Raw genomic sequence first — 19,956 nt, 5'->3', positions numbered from 1 at the left:
CTCATTTCAGTTTCGGGTCGAGCGCGTCGCGCAGCGCATCGGTAAACAGCGAGAACGCCGTCACCAAGAGCGCCATCGCGGCGGCGGCGGCGGTCAGCTGCCACCACTTGCCGAGGATCAGTTCGTTTTGCGCCTCGTTCAGCATGCTGCCCCACGACACGACGCCGACCGGCACGCCGAAGCCGAGGAAGGACAGGATCACTTCGGCCTTGATGAAGCCGACCACCAGGATCGACAACTGCACCAGCGCGACGTGGCTGACGTTGGGGAAGATGTGCGAGAACATCTTGCGCCAGATCGAGGCGCCGATGGCGTCGGCCGCCATCACGTATTCGCGCGCCTTGTGTTTCATGTACTCGGCGCGGATCAGGCGGTACGGCCCGGTCCAGCCGGTCAGGCCCAGGATCAGCACGATCGTGGCGACGCCCTTTTGCTGCAGCACCGCGGCGACCGTCAGGATCATCAGGATCGACGGGATCGACGTGAAGATGCTGTAGAACCAGTTGAAGAAATCGTCGACGACGCCGCCGTAGTAGCCGGACACGGCGCCGAACATTGTGCCGAGCGCGACAGCCAGGGTGGCGGCCACCAGGCCGACGACGATCGACGTCTCGGCACCCTTGATGGTTTTCTTGATGATGTCGTGGCCCCACTTGTCGGCGCCGAACGGCAGCGTTTCGCGGCGCGCGGCCTGGGCGCCGGCAGCGCCGGGCGTGGCAGCGCGCAGTTCGGCCATCTCGGCGGCGAGCGGATCGGTGACGCCGTACATGTCGGGCGCAGCCGAACCGGACTGCGCGCGGATCGCCTTGATGTCGGCGGCCAGCGGGTCGAACGGGTTGTCGGGCACGGCTGCTTCCTGGGCGCCTGGCGACTTTTGCGCCAGGCCGCCGGCAGCGCCGGCGAAGTGCGGCGGCGCATAGTTGACGCCGACTTCCCGTTCCCAGTCGGCCACGATCAGGCCGGTCGACGACAGCACCAGCATCGCCAGGAATGCCGCCACCACCGCCAGCGACACCATGGCGACCTTGTCGCCGCGCAGCCGGCGCCAGGCAAGCGCCCACAGGCCGGGCGACGTTGGTTGATTGGTCATGGGTTGTTGGGACATCAGGAAAGTTGAACGCGCGGATCGACCGCCTGGTACATCAGGTCGGTCAGCAGGTTGAAGATCATCGTGGCGGCGGCGACGTAGACGGTGATCGCCTTAATCACCGGAAAGTCGCTGCGCTCGACGGCCAGGATCACTTCGCGGCCGATGCCGGGAATGCCAAAGAAGCGCTCGAGCAGGAAGGCGCCGATCAGCAGCGCCGGCAGATTCGACATGACGTGGGTGATGATCGGAATCGACGCGTTGCGCAGCACGTGGACCCACATGATGCGGCGCTCGCCCAGACCCTTGGCGCGCGCGGTGCGCACGTAGTCCTGGTTGGCCTCGTCGAGCACGAAGCTGCGGTACAGGCGCAGGGTCGGCGCGATCGACACGGCCAGGCCGATCAGGATCGGCAGCAACGAATAGCGCAGCAGGTTTTCGCCGAAGCTCTCGCCCCAGCCCTGCACCGGGAACAGCCCGAGCTTGTAGGCGAAGCCGTACTGGAACACGATGATGTAGACCAGGATCGAAATCGACATGCCGACGGTGCAGGCAATCATCACCGCGCGGTCGGTCAGCGAGCCGCGCACGAAGGCGATCGCCAGCGCCAGCGCGATGCCGAAAAACGTTTCCAGGATCGTCAGCGGAATGAGTACCGTCAGTGACGGCCCCAGCCGGGTGGTGATGATGTTGGCGACCGATTCGCCGGTGGCCCACGAATTGCCGAAGTCAAAGGTGAGGATCTGCTTGACGAAGATACCGAGCTGCACGTAGTACGGCTGATCGACGCCGAGTTGCTTGCGGATGTTCGCGATCGCCTCCGCGTTCGACATCTTGCCCGCCAAAATATACGCGGGGTCGCCGCCGACCCAGTTAAACAGCACGAAGACGAGCACGACCACGCCGGCCATGGTGGGCAGCATCTGCCAGAGGCGGCGCAGGATATAGGCAAACACGATACGTGCTCCAATACAATTTGGGGTCAGACCCCGTTTAAATTCGACGAAAACCCGGCAGCACCTGTTTTTATCGGGGTCAGACCTAGGTCTGACCCCGATGGAATGGTGGCGTTACTTGAGGTCGATGTACTGCCACTCCTGCTTCATGATCGGGTGCTTCTTGTAGCCGAGCACGTTTGGCTGGGCCAGCATGTTGCGGTAGCGCGCGTAGCCCATCCGCGAGGCGCCGGTCACTTCGATGCGGCGCGCCATCTTGTGGTACAGCGCGTCGCGCTCGGCGCCGGCCTGCATCTTCTGGGTCCGCGCATACATCCGGTCGAATTCGGCATCGGCGAAACAACCGGCGTTGTTCTGGTGGATGTTGGGGCCGTAGTACAGCTGCATAAAATTGTCGCCGTCCGGATAGTCGGCCATCCACTGGTAGTTGCGGCTCTGAACCTTGCATAACTGCTCGGCCTTGAGCAAGTCGCTGAAGATCATGCGGTCGTTTTCCATGCGGATGCCCAGCGACGTATAGGTCTTGCGCCAGACCTCGGCCTGCAGCACGCCGCTGGCCTCGTTGCGCGACACGTAACGAATCACCAGCGGCTTGCCGTCCGGTAGCGTGCGCCAGCCGTCCTTGCCTTTCTTGTAGCCAAACCGGTCAAGCATGCGGTTGGCCAGCGCCGGATCATATTGCAGCAGGCTCTTGTAGGCGGGGTCGTGCCCCACGACGCCGGGGGGAATCGGATAATCGACCCGCTCGGCCTGGCCGTTCCAGACAATGGCGATCTCTTCGTCGATGTTGTGGGCGATCGCGATGGCGCGCCGCAGCGCGATTTTTTCGTTCGACATGCCGCCAAGGACTGGGTCCTTCATGTTCCAGTAGTAATAGGTCACTTCCGGATCCATCAGGCGCGACAGCTGCACGCCCTTGGCCGCCAGTTCCGGCCGCAGCTTGCCGTCCAGCAGCGCTTTCGGCGCCAGCGGGCCATCCAGCCAGAACAGGTCGGTGCCGCCGCTCTGGAACGACAGCCAGCGCGACTGGTCTTCGACCATCACCGAAATCTCGACCCGGCCAATCTGCGGAATCTGCTTGCCCTTCATCTGCGCAATGATGCGCAGATCGTCAGGCGTGCCGTTGCCCTTGAAGTCCCAGGTTTCCGGCAGGTGATCGGTATTGCGCTCGAGGACGATGCGGTTGCCGCGCACCCACTGGCCCAGCTTGTAGTGGCCGGTACCGACCGGGTTCGACGAGACGTCGCCGCGCGCGTCGCCGTAGGCGGCGACGACTTCGCGCGCCAGCGCCGACGTCGGCTCGTGCGCGAGAATCATGCCGAGGTTGAAATCGGTCTGGGTCAGGTGGATGCGCAAGGTGTACGGATCGACCACTTCGAAGCCGTCGACCTTGGCGTCGTAGTCGAGGCGCCCGGTTTTCCTGGCGTCGGCAATGAGCTTGTCGAGGCCGACGACCTTGCCCTCGAACAGCCAGGCATGCGGCGACGCCAGTTTCGGGTCGAACAGGCGCTTCCACGAATAGACGAAGTCGGCGACGGTCAGTTCGCGGCGGCGGCCCTTGAACGCCGGGTCCGGCGTAAACAGGATGCCGCGCTTGAGCTCGATCGTGTAGGTCTTGCCGTCGGCCGACACCTGCGGCAGCGCGGCGGCGGCGAGCGGCGCCAGCGTCGCCGGGCGCGCCAGGTAATCGTAGGTATACAGCGTTTCGAACACCGCCTGCAGCACGTGGCCCGAATACAGGTCGCGCGCGACGGCCGGATCGAAGCCGGTCTCGGCCGCGGGAATAATGTAGCGCAGCGTCTTGACCGGCTCGGCGGCAAGCGCCGGCGCCGCCGCCGCCGCGGCGCTGCCGCACAGCACGCCAAGGCACATCAACCAACTTACCACCGGTGATTTCATCGACTACTTCCTTTGCCGCAGGCAGGGTCCGAAAAAGGCGTAACGATAGCGCATATTTGCGCTGCTGGGCGGCAATTCCTCAGCGATCAGGACGCTATGCAGCATAAATCAGCTGCCAGCGGTTGAACAAAAGAAACTTGCGCTCAATCTGTTGTAATGGCAGCACCCTATATTGACTAAACGGTAAGTCGATGGTCAGATAGCAAAGCCCTGAAAATGCTTGTCGTCAATTTTTCGATAGATTCACAAGGGCGCCGTCGACGCCATCCCGTCCCCGCTGCCCCCGCCTTGCACAACTAAAAATGACGTGTATCCCGCGTCTTCCGCCCTTTCTCTGGAGTGTTCATGTTCAAAAAATCCGTGTTGGTACAGGCGTTATCCTTGGCATTTGCCACCGCCGCCCTGACCGCTGCCGTCGTGCAGCCGGCGATGGCGCAATCGAACGCCAGCGGTACCATCTTCGGCAAGGTCGATACGGCCGGCGCGACCATCAGCATCAAGAACATCGACACCAACTTGCTGCGCAAGGTCACGCCCGACGCGACCGGTCGCTACACCGCCACCGCGCTGCCGCCCGGCCGCTACCAGGTTGAACTGCTGCAAGGGACCAGTGTCGTCGCCACCAGCGAAGTGGAAGTGACGATCGGCCAGGGCGCCGAGGCATCGTTTTCCGCCGCCGCCGTGCAGAAAGTGCAGATTTCCGGCCAGCGCACCCGTATCGACGTGTCCAGCGCCAACAACGGCGCCACCTTCACCGCGCGCGAACTGGCGCGCCTGCCGATCGCGCCGACGCTCGACGCCATCATCCAGCTGGCGCCGAACACCACGCGCCCGGATTACCGCTATCTCGGTTCCAGCTTCGGCGGCAGCGGCCCGTCGGAAAACTCGTACTACATCAACGGCTTTCCAGTGACCAACGCGCTGACCGGGCTCGGTTCCTCCGAGCTGCCGTTTGGCGCCATCGCCCAGGCGCAGATCCTGACCGGCGGCTTCGGCGCCGAGTTCGGCCGTTCGATCGGCGGCGTCGTCAACATCACCACCAAGAGCGGCACCAACACGTGGGAAACGGGCGCGATGGCCAGCATCACGCCGAAGAAGCTGCGCTCGTCGTACAAGGACATGTATTACGCCAAGACCGGCGCCTCGACCAACACCGCCACCGACGGCACGATCTTCCAGCGCCGCGGAGACAATACGCGCCAGGACACGCGCGTCGGCGCCTACGTCGGCGGCCCGATCATCCAGGACAAGCTGTTCATGTTCGTCGCGCTCGAACAAAGCCAGATCGAGCAGAGCCGCGTGGCGCGCAACAGCGCGGAAACGGCTGCGGCGCTGGGCAAATGGGGCTGGGGCGAAGTGACCGACAAGAACCTGCGCGGCCTGGCCAAGTTCGACTGGAACCTGACCGACGCACACCGCCTGGAACTGACCTACATCCACGATGACGCCAAGCGCGACGCCTACTACTACGGTTACGACTACGCCACCCGCGCGCGCGGCAGCGTCGTCAATTCGGGCGAGCACTATCGCAACGATCCGGCCAACAACACCGGCGTCGGCTCGACGACGACCTTGCTCAAGTACACCGGCAACCTGACCGACGCGCTGACCCTGACCACCGTCATCGGCCAGCTCAAGTCGCCGCACACCAACACGTACGATGGCTACGACGTCTACAACCCGGCGACGGCGATCCCGCAAGTGGCGTCGACCCCGGCCACGCGCGCCCCTGGCCTGGTCTACAACAACAACCAGCCGATCGTCGGCAACATCCTGCCGAAGGGCGCGGAAGACACGGTCAAGTCGTTCCGTCTCGACCTCGAGTACAAGATCGGCACCCACACGATCCGCGTCGGCGGCGACCAGAACAAGCTCGATTCCGTGGCCGGCTTCTTCCGCGCCGGCGGCAGCAGTTGGACCTTCCAGCGCCAGTCGAACCCGACTGTGGCAGCACCGCTGGTCGGCTCCGGTCCGACCCCGATCGCCATCGCCAACACCGGTAACGGCCCGCTGGCGGCGCAAGGCTACTGGGCCAGCCAGGTGGTGTTTAACAGCGGCACCACGATCGCGTCGGAACAGACCTCGCAGTACATCGAAGACCGCTGGCAGATCACGCCGAACCTGCTGCTGTCGCTGGGCCTGCGCGACGAGCAGTACAAGAACATCAACAGCGAAGGCGACGCCTTCCTCGACATGAAGAAGCAGTACGCACCGCGCCTGGGCGCCGTGTGGGACGTCAACGGCGACTCGTCGCTGAAAGTGTTCGGCACGGCCGGCCGCTACTACCTGCAAGTGCCGACCAGCATTTCGGTGCGCGCGCCTAGCCGCTCGATCAACACCACCCAGGCGTTCACTTACACCGGTGTCGATGCAAACGGCGCGCCGACGGGCGTCGTGGCGCTGGCCGCACCGTTCTCGGCCAACAACGAGTACAACGTAGCGAAGGACGCGAAGGTGCTGGCCGCGCAGGGCCTGAAGCCGAACTTCCAGGATGAAATCACGCTCGGCTTTGAAAAATCGTTCTCGCCGGCGCTGAACTTCGGCGTCAAGGGCACCTACCGCAAGCTGCAGTCGACGCTCGACGACTACTGCGATCCGGACGTCATGAAGCGCTGGCTGGCGGTCAACCCGACCTTCAGCGCGTCGAAGATGCGCGCGCGCGGCTGCACCTTCATCAACCCGGGCGAAGACAACACCTTCCTGGTCGACTTTTTCGACGCCGATCCTTTACTGGCTCGCAAGACCTACACGCAAGTGACGTTCACCAAGGAAATGCTGGGCCTGCCGAAGGCGGAACGCAACTACGCCGCAGTCGACATCTTTGCCGAGCATCCACTGCGCGGCGGCTGGTACGGCAAGGTGAACTACACCTGGTCGCGCAGCAAGGGCAACACCGAAGGCCAGAGCCGCTCGGACAACGGCCAGAACAATCCTGGCGCGACGACAACGTGGGATCGCCCGCAACTGTCGGAATACGCCAACGGCCTGCTGCCGAACGACCGTACCCATCAGCTCAAGGGCTATGGTTTCTATGAAGTCACGCCACAGGTTATGGTCGGCGGCAACTTCCTGGTCGCATCGGGCCGTCCGCTCAGCTGCATCGGCAACCACCCGACCGACACTGCCTACCAGTCGAACTACTTCTACTGCGACGGCAAGCCGGTGCCGCGCGGCTCGCTGGGCAAGCTGCCGACCGACGTGCGCCTCGACCTGAACCTGGTCTACAAGCCGGTCCAGCTCAACGGCTTCGCCTTCAAGGTCGACGTCTTCAACGTCACCGACCGTCAGACGGTGCAGGCGATCAACGAGACGTACAACTCGGGCACCGGCGTCATCAACGCCGGCTATGGCCGCGTTGCAAGCTACAGCGATCCGCGCTCGGTGCGCCTGACGGCCGAGTACAACCTGAAGTTCTAAGCCGGCGCCGCCATGAAAAAACTCGCGGGCATGATGCCCGCGGGTTTTTTTTCGTCTTGGTCAGCCGGCGCAGGCGCACCGCTTGCGCAGAGAACAGCTAGAAACACGGGGGTCAGGTCTGACAATCCGACAAAAATCTGGGGTCAGGTCTCTTAAGCAAACACCATAAGAGTGGTGCTTCCTAGAACCAGCAGTAATAAAGGTGTTTGCTTCGGGGCGATCTTCGGCGCCCGCCGCCGCTTATTGCGCTGACATTCGGACAAAAGGCCGAGTTCATGTCTCAATCGGACAATGCTCGCGTGATCGGCTCAGCACCGTTGTTTACTGGTTGCATCTTACTGTTCGTCCCAGAATTCGGAATAACCGAAAATGTCCGATTGCCAGACCTGACCCCAGAAAAATGTCCGATTGTCAGACCTGACCCCAGCGTTGTTTTTAGTTTCCGATTAGTCCTTGGTCAGCCGGCGCTGGCGCACCGCTTGCGCCAGGCCGTCAAGCACCTGCACGCTCTGCTCCCAGTCGATGCAGCCGTCGGTGACCGACTGGCCGTACAGCAAATCCTTGCCCGGCACCAGGTCCTGGCGCCCGCCGACCAAGTTCGACTCGACCATCACGCCGACGATGCGGTCCTCGCCGGCGGCGACCTGGCCGCCGATGTCGGCACACACCGGCACCTGGTTCTCGGGCTTTTTCGAGCTGTTCGCGTGCGAGGCGTCGATCATCAGGCGCGCGGCCAGGCTCTGTGCGCCCATCTGGCGGCACGCTTCCTCGACACTGGCGGCGTCATAGTTCGGCGCCTTGCCGCCGCGCAGGATGATGTGGCAATCCTCGTTGCCGTTGGTCGACACGATCGCCGAGTGGCCGCCCTTCGTCACCGACAGGAAATGGTGCGGCTGCGACGCCGCCTTGATTGCCTCGACGGCGATCTTGATGTTGCCGTCGGTGCCGTTCTTGAAGCCGACCGGACACGACAGCCCGGACGCGAGCTCGCGGTGCACCTGCGACTCGGTGGTGCGGGCGCCGATCGCGCCCCAGCTGATCAGGTCGGCGATGTACTGCGGGCTGATCACGTCGAGAAACTCGGTGCCGGCCGGCAGGCCCATCTCGTTGATGTCGCGCAGCAGTTCGCGCGCCATGCGCAGGCCGTCGTTGATGCGGAAACTGTTGTCCATGTACGGGTCGTTGATCAACCCTTTCCAGCCGACGGTGGTGCGCGGCTTTTCGAAATACACCCGCATCACGATCTCGAGGTCGCCGGCCAGGCGCCGGCGCTGTTCGGCCAGCCGGCGCGCGTATTCCATCGCCGCCTTGGGGTCGTGGATCGAGCACGGGCCGATCACCACCATCAGGCGGTCGTCCTGGCCATGCAGGATGCGGTGCAGCGCCACGCGCGCCGCCGACGCGGTCTGGCCGGCTGCCTCGCTGCAGGCAAACTCGCGGATCAGGTGCGAGGGCGGCGTCAGTTCCTTCATTTCGCGGATGCGTAGATCGTCGGTGCGGGGCATGCGGTTCTCCGGTGTTTAAATGGTCAAGGCTGAAAATAAAAAAACCGCCATCGCTGGCGGTTTCTAGGATTTGCTGGATCTCGTTGTTGCTGCCACGTGAACCTGCCGCTACTCCACCGCCTTGGGGCTGGAATGGCTAAAGTAAAAAAAGCAGGTAAACAAGACGACTTGGTGCATGGCAAGGATCCGAATGGGTTGCAACGACTATAGCAACAACCTGCGCCCTTTGGCAAGCGCTTTGTCCGGGCAACTTTCCACACGGCTTTTGCGGCGAGTGCGGCGCACTCGCTTGGCGAGGCGGTTGCGAGAATCGCACACTTCGCGCCTCGGCGTTGACAGGTTTGATATACCTCAGTCGAATCGCGGCGTCGGATGCAAGACTCAGCCACTGACACCCCAGCCCGATCCGCGCGGATGTGCTTGACGAAGAACAATTTTTCCTGTGGGACTGATTGAACTCGATCAAGGTTATTGCACCCCGACCTCGTCAGGGACGCGATCCGGGATGACATTGGCCCTCTACCCTTGGAGTTCGACATGAAAGAAACTGTCTTGTCCCGATCAATGCGCGTTATTTTTGCCGGCGGCGCGGCCGGCATCAGCTTGCTCACGGCGCTGCCGGCGCAGGCCCAAGCGGTGCCGCCAGCGGAGAGCCAGCGGCCCGTCGCGCGGGTCGAAATCACCGGCTCGAACATCCGCCGCGCGCAGGCCGAAACCGCCTCGGCGGTGCAAACCCTGAACCGGGCCGACATTGAAAAATCGGGGCGCACCACCGTCGCTGAACTGCTGCAGACGCTGGCCGTCGACAACCAGGGATCGGTGCCGACGAGCTTTGGCAACGGCTTCGCCCAGGGCGCCTCCGGCATTTCGCTGCGCGGCCTCGGTTCGGCCTCGACCCTGGTGCTGATCAACGGGCGCCGGGTCGCCCCGTACGGGCTGGCCGACGATGGCCAGAAGGTGTTCACCGACCTCAACATCATCCCGACGGAAGCGGTCGAACGGATCGAGATCCTGAAGGACGGCGCGTCCGCCATTTACGGCTCGGACGCCATCGCCGGCGTCGTCAACGTCATTCTGCGCCGCGACTTCCAGGGCACCACCGCGCGCGCCAGCTACGGCAAGTCGAAGTATTGGGACGGGCGCGACGCGCGCCTGTCGATCACCCACGGCATCGGCAACCTCGACACCGACCGCTACAACGCGCTGTTCAGCTTCGAATTCGGCGGCCGGCGCGAAGTATTCAACCGCGACCGCGACGACCGCGAACAGGTTGGCCGCGGCGACCTGCGCCCATGGGGCTTCAGCGCGCTCGAAGGCCTTGGCGGCACCGGCGCCATCACTACCAACAACGCCGCCGGCAGCGCCATCAACGGCAACGTGCGCAACCCGACCACGCTCGACTACTACAACCGCGGCAATCCCGCCGGCCTCGGCTTCACCCGTCCCTTTCCCGCAGCCGCCTGCAGAAACTTCACCAGCCACCCGCAGGGCGACCCGGGCGGCGGCTGCCTGATCGACGCCGACCAGTCGTACGAACAGATCCAGCCGCGGCAAAATTCGTACAACTTGTTTACCCGCGGCACGTTTCAATTCACCCCGCAGATGCAGGGCTATGTCGAGGCGAACTACTACTGGACCGAGTCGGAGTCCTCGGGCACGCCGTCGGGCATCAACGCCAACGTCGGCCACCCGGGTGGCCCGGTCAGCAATGCCGGCGCGGCGCTCGGCGCGGCCCATCCGGACAACCCGTACTTCGGCACCGCCGCGCGGCTGCGCTACCTGGCCACCGACGTCGGTCCGCGCACCAGCTCGATCAATTCGAAGTTCGGCCGCCTGGTGGTGGGCGTCAAAGGCACGATGTACGACTGGGACATCGACAGCGCGCTGCTGTTTTCCGGCAACAAGGTCTACAACAAGCGGCGCAACTACCTGCAGCGCGACGTCGCGTTCGCCCTGCTCAATCCGACGCCGGCCAACGTCGCCGTGGCCACCGCACGCAGTCCGGCGTACGCCGCGCTGCCGCCTGGCACCGTGTGGCGCATCGCCGAAAACGCCGGCCTCAATTCGCCAGCCCTGTACGCTGCGCTGTCGCCGGTCATTTCGAACGACGCCGAGACGCGCATCAGCCAGATCGACTTCCGCGCCACGCGCGAAATCGGCCAGCTGCCGGGCGGGCCGATCGGCATGGCCGCCGGCGCCGAGTTCCGCCACGAACGCACCGAACTGGCGCCGACCACCGGCACCGAAATGGGCAACATCATTGGCCTGGGCTACTCGGCCTATTCCGGCCGGCGCGACGCCACCGCGCTGTATGCGGAGGTACTGGCGCCGGTGATCAAGCAAGTGGAGGTGTCGGGCGCGCTGCGCTACGACCACTTCTCCGACGTCGGCAATTCATGGACGCCGAAGGTCGGCGTCAAGTGGAACCCGACGCGCCAGCTGGCGCTGCGCAGCACGTTCGCCAAAGGTTTCCGCGCGCCGAGCTCGGCCGAGAACGGCGTCGGTGGACTGGCCGCGTTTTCCACCGCCGCCGATCCGCTGCGCTGCTCGCTTGGCGTGGCCTCGGCGTGCGACGCCACCTCGATCGCGATCATCACGTCGCCAAATCCGGCGCTCAGCCCTGAGCGGTCGAAAAACTGGTCGGCCGGCGTGATCTGGGATCCGACTGCGCGCACCAGCATCTCGCTCGACTACTGGCAGATCAAGCGCAAGAACGAGATCAACCAGCAGCAGACCGACGCGGCGATTGCCGCCGGCCAGGTGTCGCGCGACCCGTCGACGGCGACCACCATCCCGGGCGACCCGGGCGCCATCACGGCGGTGCTGGCGCGCTACGTCAACTCGGCCCAGACCAAGGTGCGCGGCGTCGACGTCGACGCGCGCACGGCATTTAACCTTGGCACCGGCCGCGGCACCCTGGCAATGGACGCGAAGTGGACGCACCTGTTCAAGTGGATCCGTACCGAGCAGGACGGCAACGAGCGCGATTTTGCCGGCACCCACGGCAACTGCGACGTTACCAATTGCATCGGTACGCCGGACGACCGCGTCAACCTGGGCGCGACCTGGGACCTGGCGCCGCTACGCGTGTCGGCCACGCTCAACTACCGCGCGCCGATCAAGAACACGCTGTTCAACGATGATCCGGAAGGCTGCGCAATTCACTTTGCCAACGGCCAGGACGCACCGAACGGCTGCGAGATCGCCTCGTTCACGACGTTTGACGTCACCGCGCGGTATAACCTGACGGCTCGCACCGAGCTGTTCGGCACCATCCAGAACCTGTTCGACAAGGTGGCGCCGCTCGACCCGCTGACATACGGCGCGCAGTCGTACAATCCGCTCGACTACAGCGGCGCAATGGGACGGTTCTTCAGCGTGGGCCTGCGCCACCGGTTCTGAGGGACGCTGTGGATGTGGACAACAAGCCCAGCAATGCCGAGCTTGTTGTCGGTATCGCGGCCATCGGAGACCAAGTACGCAATAGGTGGAAACTCAGCGCTACCAAGGCTTATCAGGTGATTGCGCTGGCAGCGCGCAGCACATAAAAAAGAGGCGCCTTAAAAGCCGATGTTCTACAGGACTGCTTGCGGCTCGACCAGACCCGAAACTGACATTCTTGGGGACGAACCGGTTACGTTCTGGGACGATTCGCGGCATGAGTGAGCGACCTGCATTGCGAGGCCACCATAACGGCCAGTAAAACAATAGCGAAATGCAAGGCAATGTCGACGATCAGAGCGTCGACGAACAGCTTGTCTTCACCAAACGAGAGCTGCCGCTCTACGGAAACCCCCGGTGCGTCAAACAAGTATGCAACCGGGAAACCGCCCTTCAATACGGGCTTGTAGCATGGGTCGAAAGCCCGTGGTCCACACAGGTTGCCGTACTGCGCCAGTTCGGGACCTGCGCGCTCAACGTGCGCCGACAGCAGTGCCAGCGCAATTGCCAAGATGAGGGCAAGGCCTGTCAGGCTTAGTTTGGCTGAGAGACGCATGCAATCCTCATTGGTTTCGCTCCATGTCGAATCATCCGTATTTTGGCCGGCACCAGCCGGTCCCTCACCGGCTGCTGCCGACCCAAAAGACGCTTAAGAAATTCTGTCCCGGGCAATCCTTTGACAGGTATATCGCGCTCAAAGTTGGCGGCAATGAGTATTGGTGCGGTAGGGTTATCGACAGCGCGCATACATCAGGGATGCTCGCGGCTCACGACCAAGGTTCGGCAGTACGATATGTCGTTCAAGCCGGCCTTCCATGGCGAACCCGCACTTTTGCAAAGTCCGTGCAGACGCATGATTTTCGGTGTCGCACGTAGCCTGTACCCGAAAGCATTCAGGGTAAGCCAACGCCGCATTGCTAAAGGCATCGACAGCCTCCGACATAAGACCATTCCCCCAGCATGACCTCTGCAGAACATAACCAATGTCGATCGTGTTCGAAAAGATGCGCGCATCTAACATGCCAATGGCAATACCGTCATTTTCGCTACGGGCCAATACATACGGCCGGCTCCGCCCGCTCGCCCATCCCTGCATGCAGTACGAAATAAAATCAGCTGTCTCGCCGACGACTTGGTGGGGACGCCAGACCATATATCGCGCGACCTCAGGGTCTTGAGTGTAGGCATCGAAGATGTGCACTGCATCGGCTTCACGCGGCTCTCGTAAAACCAATCTCGGTGTGCACAATCGTTCCGGGAGTGAAATTGCCATGAACAGGACCTTGGGTGTTTCTTGATTTATGACTAGCGATCTTAGCAACTGGCTAGATTCGGAAATCATCCAATGCTTTGCCGTTTGCCAGCTCTTTTGCAATCCATCTTGGTTGGCGTCCTCGACCTGTCCAGGTCTGCGAGCCGTCAGCCGGGTTTCGATACTTCGGCTTCACTTTCTGTCCACTACTGCTTTTCGCTTTTCGAGGAGCGCTATCGAGCAGGTCCGCTATCGAAATACCTGCTTCTTGTGCGATAGCGTGAATTTGTTCGCGCGCCTTTTTGACGTCCTGATGCCCGCGTGATTTGATCTCCTTTTCGATCTCGTGTTGGAGTCCTTTTAGTTCACCGAGGTTGTAGCCTGCCAGGTCAATCTGTGCCATGTCGAGTCCTTATTCAGCGTCAGCGTGAATTGCGTCCAGCGATTCTACTATGCGCCACTTGTATCCCGTTTTGTCAACTTGTTGTGGCATCCCGACGATCCCGAGATGCTATGGCGACGGTCGCCTCCGGCTGTGCGCGAGCACCGCGTCGACCATCGCATCGGGATTACTTATATCGTCCGCCATGACCAGGTCGGCCGTAAACAGCAGCGGCAAGCGCATTCCCGAAGGTCGATCAAGCACGAAACGGGGACTGCTGACTACCAGCCCGGTCCGTGGCAACACCAACCGCGATGTCCCGCCCGATTGGCGTGCACGCGCCGCACCGCTTGGCCCAGCCACGGTGCCAAAGCCGAAATCCTGTACGGTGTTGGCAAACAATATAGCCGACGAATAAGTGGCGTCGCCGGTCAGCACATACACGCGCCCCCCCGAAATGGAGCGGCTCGGCGAGGGCCGGTTCAATCCAGCCAGTGACTTCTCCGGCGACGCTGTCGCCCGTGCGCTGGCCCGGCTCTGCACGCCCTTCCAGCACGCGCTTGACATAGGTCGATGCCCACCGAAAACGCTTGGCTGCCACGTACCGAAGCACCCCGTCGATCCAGTAGTCGTCACTGCCCCCGCCGTTGAGCCGCACATCGATGATGAGAGTGTTGACGCGTTCATTCCTCATGCGGGCGAAAGCCTCGTGCGTGAACGCCATGAAGCGCTCTTTGTCAGGCCAGTCGAACGACCCGAGCACGAGAACAGCAGCATTGCGGGGTAGCAGGCGGAACTGGCGCTCGAAGCTGGCGTCTCCTTGCAGGACGACCGCTTCGTTGTGGGCCTGGGCCAGACGCATGCCAGGCATGGACTCGAGTTCTACCGTAAAGCTTGTCGGTGCACCGTACATTTTCCACAGAAAAACCAAAACCGTTGCCCCAGCAACCTCGCGCGAAATTGCGGCGTGTCGCCATGCATCCGTTCCGTCAGTTCGGCTACCACAGCTTTAGCATCGCGGCCATTGATGCGTTCAATGCGCGAGCCCGCGAGCAATGATCTCTGCCCGCCGAGCCAGGCGAGGATGCGCACTGTACCGTCGCCGTGAATCGCCACTTCGAACGGAAAGAAACCGCCGCCGGATCGCAGGTGTGCACGTGCTTCGCCACGCCAGTCCGCATAGCCGATCATCACATGGCCGTCGGCGAAAATCGGATTGAGGCGCGCCATGACCGACCACGCTTCGTCGCGCGTGAGATTGCTGGAAAGCGCGCTGGAAACCGACCCGAGTGCCGCATCCAGCTCAAGTTCGAGCGCGGGATGCGTACGTTCGATGAGACACAAGCATTGTGTTAAATATAATCATGGTTATTTCAACAAACTAATTGACAGGCACACTCTATGGACGCAAAAACGAAAGGCGAAATATCCGCGCCAGAGGACATCGCATTGCTTGCATCTGGCGTGCGGCAGGAGCTGGTCGACACCTTGGCCGCAATGGGCGGTGAGGCGAGCGTTAGCGAGCTGTCAAATGAATTGGGCCGTCCGATGGACGGGCCGTACTACCACCTTGATTTGCTCCGCAAAGGTGGGATGGTGCAGGAGAGGACGAGCCCGGACAGCGGGGAGCGACGCTTCAGGCTCGCCGGCGCTAAAGGGGACCCTTGCGCATGGTGTACAAGCCGAGCGTGCCGGGTGTGACTTTGGCACTGACCAAATTTTCCCAGCAATTGTTGCACATTGCGGCGCAGGATTTTGCAGCTGCCCTGGCGCTCCCGGACGTGCAACTGTCCGGACCCCGTCGCCAATTGTGGATTTCCCGCAATAAGGGTTGGGTGAGCAATACCGACCTCGAAGAAGTCAACGCGCTCCTTCTACGCCTGGGGCAGCTCACGAGCCAGTCGCGTGCCAATGACCGAGGGCAGCTGATCAGCCTGGCGTTTTGCCTGGCTCCGATACAGCCAAAGGCGAAGCGGCGTCAGGCTGACTAAATCGATCTTGTCTGAAATTGGCCAATGTCATGCTGTGTCAGTTGGCGCACGGAACATTTTCGTTTGTGGCCCTATGCTTGGGGTAACTGAACCATAGCGCATCTTCGGCAATGACCAGCATGGCTAAGCTGGCACCGAAGTAACCATCATCGAACCGATGAGTTCGAACCTTAGCCGATTAGCGCGATTCACCAACCATGAAACCAACTGATTGCGCTACCGCCGCCGCCACGGCTGACGAGGCGCCGGCTGCGCCCAAGAAACGACGACGCCGGCCCCCTCCTCTCTCGCTCGCTGCTTGGAAGCAGTTCGTCAAAGTGGCAAAACCATATTGGCTGGAGGAAGAAAAGAAGACGGCCTGGGGCTTGCTGATGCTCCTGGTCGTACTCATGTTGGTCGAGACCAAGTTCGCCGTCATGCTGAACAACCAGGCGGGAGAGATGACGTCTGCGCTGGCGGGCAAGGATGCCGACCGCTTCTGGAAGTCGGTACGCGCCTGCCTGTTCGTGCTCGCCTTCGCCGTGCCGATCTACGCGTTCTACTACTACATGCGCGACCTCTTTGCCAACAAATGGCGGCGCTGGCTCACTGGCCGCTTCCTCGACGGCTATCTGAAAGGGCGCAAATACTACGAGCTCGGAACCGAGGGCGAGATCGACAATCCCGACCAGCGCATCAGCGAGGACATCAACAGTTTCACCGGAAGGTCGATTCACTTCCTGCTCATTTTCCTCGGCTCGTTCATGCAGCTGGTCGCTTTCAGCGCCGTGCTGTGGTCGATCTCGCACTTGCTGGTGGGCGTGCTGGCCGTGTACGCGCTGATGGGCACCGTCGTCGCCCTTTGGGTGTTCGGCAATCCGCTGATCCACCTCAATTTCGCACAACTGCGGCGCGAGGCCGATTTCCGCTTCAGCCTGATGCGCTTGCGCGAAAATGCCGAATCGATCGCCTTTTACCGCGGTGAGAAACAGGAACGTGCGCACATCGACAGCAAGTTCAACAAGGTGATCGAAAATTTTGCCAGGCTGATCAAGAAGCAGCGGGCGCTGAACTTGTTCCAGCGCGCCTTCAGCCGGCTCGATTTGGTGCTGCCGAGCGTGATTCTGGCTGAAGCCGTATTGTCGGGCAGGTTGGAAGTGGGCCGGGCGATCGCGGCGGCGGGCGCCTTTACCGCCGTACTGTCCGCAGTGGGCGTCATTGTCGATAACTTCGAGAGCCTGAGCCGCTTCGTGGCCGGAATTGACCGCCTGCAGGCCTTGTCCAATCTGGTGCTGCCGAATATCGCAACCAAGCAGGTTGTCGATGACAAGCAAGCGCGCATCGAACGCCGTCCAGCGGAGCAACTGTCGCTAGAATCGCTCACGGTGTATCCGCCGCAGTCTGCGCGCGTGCTGATCAAGGAGCTGACGCTTGACTTGAAGCCTGGCGACGCGCTGCTCATTACCGGCGATAGCGGCTGCGGCAAAAGCTCGCTGTTGCGGGCAATTGCGGGCTTGTGGAACAACGGCAGCGGCGTGATTCACCATCCGCCGCTGACCGACCTGTTTTTTCTGCCGCAGCAGCCCTATCTGCAAGCGGGCACGCTGCGCAGCCAGCTCATCTACCCCAGCGCGCACTCAGACCTGAGCGACGAGCAACTGGCGGACATCCTCGAGACGGTGCATCTGCCGCAGCTGGCCGAGCGCGTGGGCGGCCTGGACGCCGTGCATGACTGGGAAAAGCTGTTGTCGGTCGGCGAGCAGCAGCGCCTGGCGTTCGGCCGCGTGCTGGTGCATGCGCCGAGCATCGTCATCCTGGACGAGGCGACAAGCGCGCTCGACAGTGGAAACGAAGCATCGCTGTACGCGCTGCTGCGCGAGCGCGGCACCACCCTCATCAGCATTGCCCACCGCGGCGCCGTGCTGCGTCACCACACCCATGTGCTGAGCCTGAAGGCCGAAGGGGGGTGGCAGGTCCACGACGCGGTCGGTTTTGAGTTCGAGGCGCCGGTTGTCAGCGCCGCCAAGATCGATGCTCGCTCGCCGCCGGCGCAGCAAGCGCGCCAGGTCGTGCCAGCAGGGTAACCGTAGTCGAGAAGGCGAACGTCCGCGCCGAGCCAAAGCGGACATCGGCTTTGCCGATCGCAGCTGACTCACATATGCTCAAGCATATAACTATTGATTCCCTTGCCGTTCAGCTCAGTTTTCATTTCGTACGTCATTCCCAGGCGCTCGGCAACACGCCGGGATGATTCTCCGACATGGTATTCCCGAAGCGTCAGCCGTTCTGTGTGAAGGTGCGGCACGGAAATCGTGAGGGCGTGATTCATGGGGCGGCATCCTTGAAGGTTAAATGGTGTTCACAGTCCGCTGTTGGCCGCCGATAGCGGACGGTCGGTACGACCCAGTGTACGAGTTCGTTGCTCGACGAGCAAGAAATGGGTCTTGTCAGGCGCACTAAGTGTGCGAGTACATTGCCCTCGCAGGGCAGCGATGTATTGTCGAGACGGACAACAAAAAGCCCGGATATCCGGGCTTTTTCTGTACTGCTGGCCACTCCCTGCACGTCAGGCGGTGCCGCCGACCGTCACGCCGTCGATGCGCAAGGTCGGCTGGCCGACGCCGACCGGCACGCTCTGGCCTTCCTTGCCGCACACGCCGACGCCGGAATCGAGGCGCATGTCGTTGCCGATCATCGACACGCGGTTCAGCACGTCAGGACCGTTGCCGATCAGGGTGGCGCCCTTGACCGGGTAGGTCACCTTGCCGTTTTCGATCATGTACGCTTCACTCGCGGAGAAGACGAACTTGCCGTTGGTGATGTCGACCTGGCCGCCGCCGAAATTGACCGCGTACAGGCCATTCTTGACCGACGCCAGGATTTCTTCCGGATCCTTGTCGCCGCCGAGCATGTAGGTGTTGGTCATGCGCGGCATCGGCAGGTGGGCGAACGATTCGCGCCGCGCGTTGCCGGTCACCGGCATCTTCATCAGGCGCGCATTCATTGTGTCCTGGATGTAGCCTTTCAGGATGCCATCCTCGATCAAGGTGGTGCACTGGGTCGGGTTGCCTTCGTCGTCGATGTTGAGCGAACCGCGGCGATTCTGCAAGGTGCCGTCGTCGACCACGGTGACGCCCTTGGCCGCCACCCGTTCGCCGATGCGGCCGGAAAACGCCGACGAGCCCTTGCGGTTGAAGTCGCCCTCGAGGCCGTGGCCGATCGCTTCGTGCAGCAAGATGCCTGGCCAGCCAGGTCCGAGCACGATCGTCATCGGTCCGGCCGGGGCCGGACGCGCGTGGAGGTTGACCACCGCGGCCTTGACCGCTTCGGTGGCGTATTGCTCGAGGATGGTGTCGTCGAAGTAGGCGTAGTTGTAGCGCCCGCCGCCGCCGGACGAGCCCATCTCGCGGCGCCCGTCCTGCTCGACGATAACGGTGACGGACACGCGCACCAGCGGGCGTATGTCGGCCGCCAGCACGCCGTCGCTGCGCACCACCAGCACCACGTCGTATTCACCGGCCAGGCCGGCCATTACCTGAACCACGCGCGGATCCTTGGCGCGCGCCATCTTTTCGACGCGTTCGAGCAGCTTGACCTTGGCGGTGGCGTCGAGCGACTCCAGCGGGTCGTTCGGCAAATACAGCGAGCGACCGCCGACCGGCTGGGTGGCCGTGGCAATCTTGATCTTGCCGCTGCCGACGCGCGCGATGGTGCGTGTGGCGGCGGCCGCTTCGAGCAGCGCTGCTTCGGAGATTTCGTCGGAGTACGAGAACGCCGTCTTGTCGCCGGAAATGGCGCGCACGCCGACGCCCTGGTCGATCGAAAAGCTGCCGGTCTTGACGATGCCTTCTTCCAGGCTCCAGCCTTCGCTCTTGGTAAATTGGAAATACAGGTCGGCGTAGTCGACCTTGTGCGTAAACATCGTCCCGAGCGCCTTCAGCAGCTTCGATTCGTCAAGGCCAAAGGGCGTCAGCAATACGTCGCGCGCCACCGCCAGGGTCGTCAGGTTCGGTTCAAATGGAGTCATTGTGCAGGTCCTTCAGTAGT

The 19,956-nt window shown here is 62.5% G+C and carries 16 protein-coding genes; 5 read left to right on the top strand and 11 right to left on the bottom strand.

What is annotated here, in order from left to right:
- Position 1: 1 nt before the first annotated feature.
- From ACP7DD_RS11690 to ACP7DD_RS11680, 3 genes are all read right to left on the bottom strand, one after another.
- Positions 2-1,090, bottom strand: a complete 1,089-nt coding sequence (locus tag ACP7DD_RS11690) for an ABC transporter permease (RefSeq protein ID WP_426174974.1) — start codon at positions 1,088-1,090, stop codon at positions 2-4.
- A 14-nt stretch (positions 1,091-1,104) separates the two neighbouring features.
- On the bottom strand, positions 1,105-2,043 hold the full coding sequence (locus ACP7DD_RS11685) for an ABC transporter permease (RefSeq protein ID WP_426174973.1): 939 nt from the start codon (positions 2,041-2,043) through the stop codon (positions 1,105-1,107).
- Between the two features lie 114 nt (positions 2,044-2,157).
- Positions 2,158-3,942, bottom strand: a complete 1,785-nt coding sequence (locus tag ACP7DD_RS11680) for an ABC transporter substrate-binding protein (RefSeq protein WP_426174972.1) — start codon at positions 3,940-3,942, stop codon at positions 2,158-2,160.
- Positions 3,943-4,287: 345 nt separating this feature from the next.
- Between ACP7DD_RS11680 and ACP7DD_RS11675 the strand changes: the two genes are divergently transcribed.
- On the top strand, positions 4,288-7,359 hold the full coding sequence (locus ACP7DD_RS11675; RefSeq protein WP_426174971.1) for a TonB-dependent receptor: 3,072 nt from the start codon (positions 4,288-4,290) through the stop codon (positions 7,357-7,359).
- 446 nt (positions 7,360-7,805) lie between these two features.
- On the opposite strand, the gene aroG is transcribed toward ACP7DD_RS11675, so the two are convergent.
- Entirely contained in the window at positions 7,806-8,864 is a 1,059-nt protein-coding gene (gene aroG / locus ACP7DD_RS11670; protein ID WP_426174970.1) for a 3-deoxy-7-phosphoheptulonate synthase AroG, read from the bottom strand.
- Between the two features lie 537 nt (positions 8,865-9,401).
- On the opposite strand from aroG, the gene ACP7DD_RS11665 reads away from it, so the two are divergent.
- The gene (locus ACP7DD_RS11665) at positions 9,402-12,266 is read left to right on the top strand and encodes a TonB-dependent receptor (protein ID WP_426174969.1); all 2,865 of its coding nucleotides are present in this window, start codon (positions 9,402-9,404) and stop codon (positions 12,264-12,266) included.
- A 232-nt stretch (positions 12,267-12,498) separates the two neighbouring features.
- Here the strand turns inward: ACP7DD_RS11665 and ACP7DD_RS11660 are convergent, their stop codons facing one another.
- The 5 genes from ACP7DD_RS11660 to ACP7DD_RS11640 form a co-directional block, all read right to left on the bottom strand.
- The gene (locus tag ACP7DD_RS11660) at positions 12,499-12,861 is read right to left on the bottom strand and encodes a hypothetical protein (RefSeq protein WP_426174968.1); all 363 of its coding nucleotides are present in this window, start codon (positions 12,859-12,861) and stop codon (positions 12,499-12,501) included.
- Between the two features lie 174 nt (positions 12,862-13,035).
- A complete protein-coding gene (locus ACP7DD_RS11655; protein WP_426174967.1) occupies positions 13,036-13,578 on the bottom strand; it encodes a GNAT family N-acetyltransferase in 543 nt (180 codons plus the stop codon).
- A 52-nt stretch (positions 13,579-13,630) separates the two neighbouring features.
- Complete coding sequence (locus tag ACP7DD_RS11650) at positions 13,631-13,960, bottom strand: H-NS family nucleoid-associated regulatory protein (RefSeq protein WP_426174966.1); 330 nt, start codon at positions 13,958-13,960, stop codon at positions 13,631-13,633.
- Between the two features lie 235 nt (positions 13,961-14,195).
- Entirely contained in the window at positions 14,196-14,801 is a 606-nt protein-coding gene (locus tag ACP7DD_RS11645; protein ID WP_426174965.1) for a S41 family peptidase, read from the bottom strand.
- A gap of 20 nt (positions 14,802-14,821) precedes the next feature.
- Positions 14,822-15,283, bottom strand: coding sequence for a hypothetical protein (locus ACP7DD_RS11640; RefSeq protein WP_426174964.1), 462 nt, complete (start codon positions 15,281-15,283; stop codon positions 14,822-14,824).
- Positions 15,284-15,340: 57 nt separating this feature from the next.
- Here ACP7DD_RS11640 and ACP7DD_RS11635 point away from each other — a divergent pair, with 57 nt between their 5' ends.
- The 3 genes from ACP7DD_RS11635 (at position 15,341) to ACP7DD_RS11625 (ending at position 17,993) form a co-directional block, all read left to right on the top strand.
- On the top strand, positions 15,341-15,640 hold the full coding sequence (locus ACP7DD_RS11635) for a helix-turn-helix domain-containing protein (protein ID WP_426174963.1): 300 nt from the start codon (positions 15,341-15,343) through the stop codon (positions 15,638-15,640).
- Entirely contained in the window at positions 15,604-15,930 is a 327-nt protein-coding gene (locus tag ACP7DD_RS11630) for a hypothetical protein (RefSeq protein WP_426174962.1), read from the top strand. Before ACP7DD_RS11635 ends, ACP7DD_RS11630 begins: the two co-directional genes overlap by 37 nt.
- A 317-nt stretch (positions 15,931-16,247) precedes the next feature.
- Positions 16,248-17,993: an ABC transporter ATP-binding protein/permease gene (locus ACP7DD_RS11625; protein WP_426174961.1), complete on the top strand. Its 1,746-nt coding sequence runs from the start codon at positions 16,248-16,250 to the stop codon at positions 17,991-17,993.
- A gap of 68 nt (positions 17,994-18,061) precedes the next feature.
- Here the strand turns inward: ACP7DD_RS11625 and ACP7DD_RS11620 are convergent, their stop codons facing one another.
- Complete coding sequence (locus ACP7DD_RS11620) at positions 18,062-18,238, bottom strand: hypothetical protein (protein ID WP_426174960.1); 177 nt, start codon at positions 18,236-18,238, stop codon at positions 18,062-18,064.
- A gap of 237 nt (positions 18,239-18,475) precedes the next feature.
- A complete protein-coding gene (tldD, locus tag ACP7DD_RS11615; protein WP_426174959.1) occupies positions 18,476-19,936 on the bottom strand; it encodes a metalloprotease TldD in 1,461 nt (486 codons plus the stop codon).
- Positions 19,937-19,956: the final 20 nt, after the last annotated feature.

It is taken from the genome of Massilia sp. TWR1-2-2, from assembly GCF_049897565.1.
Lineage (GTDB): Bacteria > Pseudomonadota > Gammaproteobacteria > Burkholderiales > Burkholderiaceae_D > JAFCUW01.
This window is presented reverse-complemented; position numbering and strand designations above follow the sequence as displayed.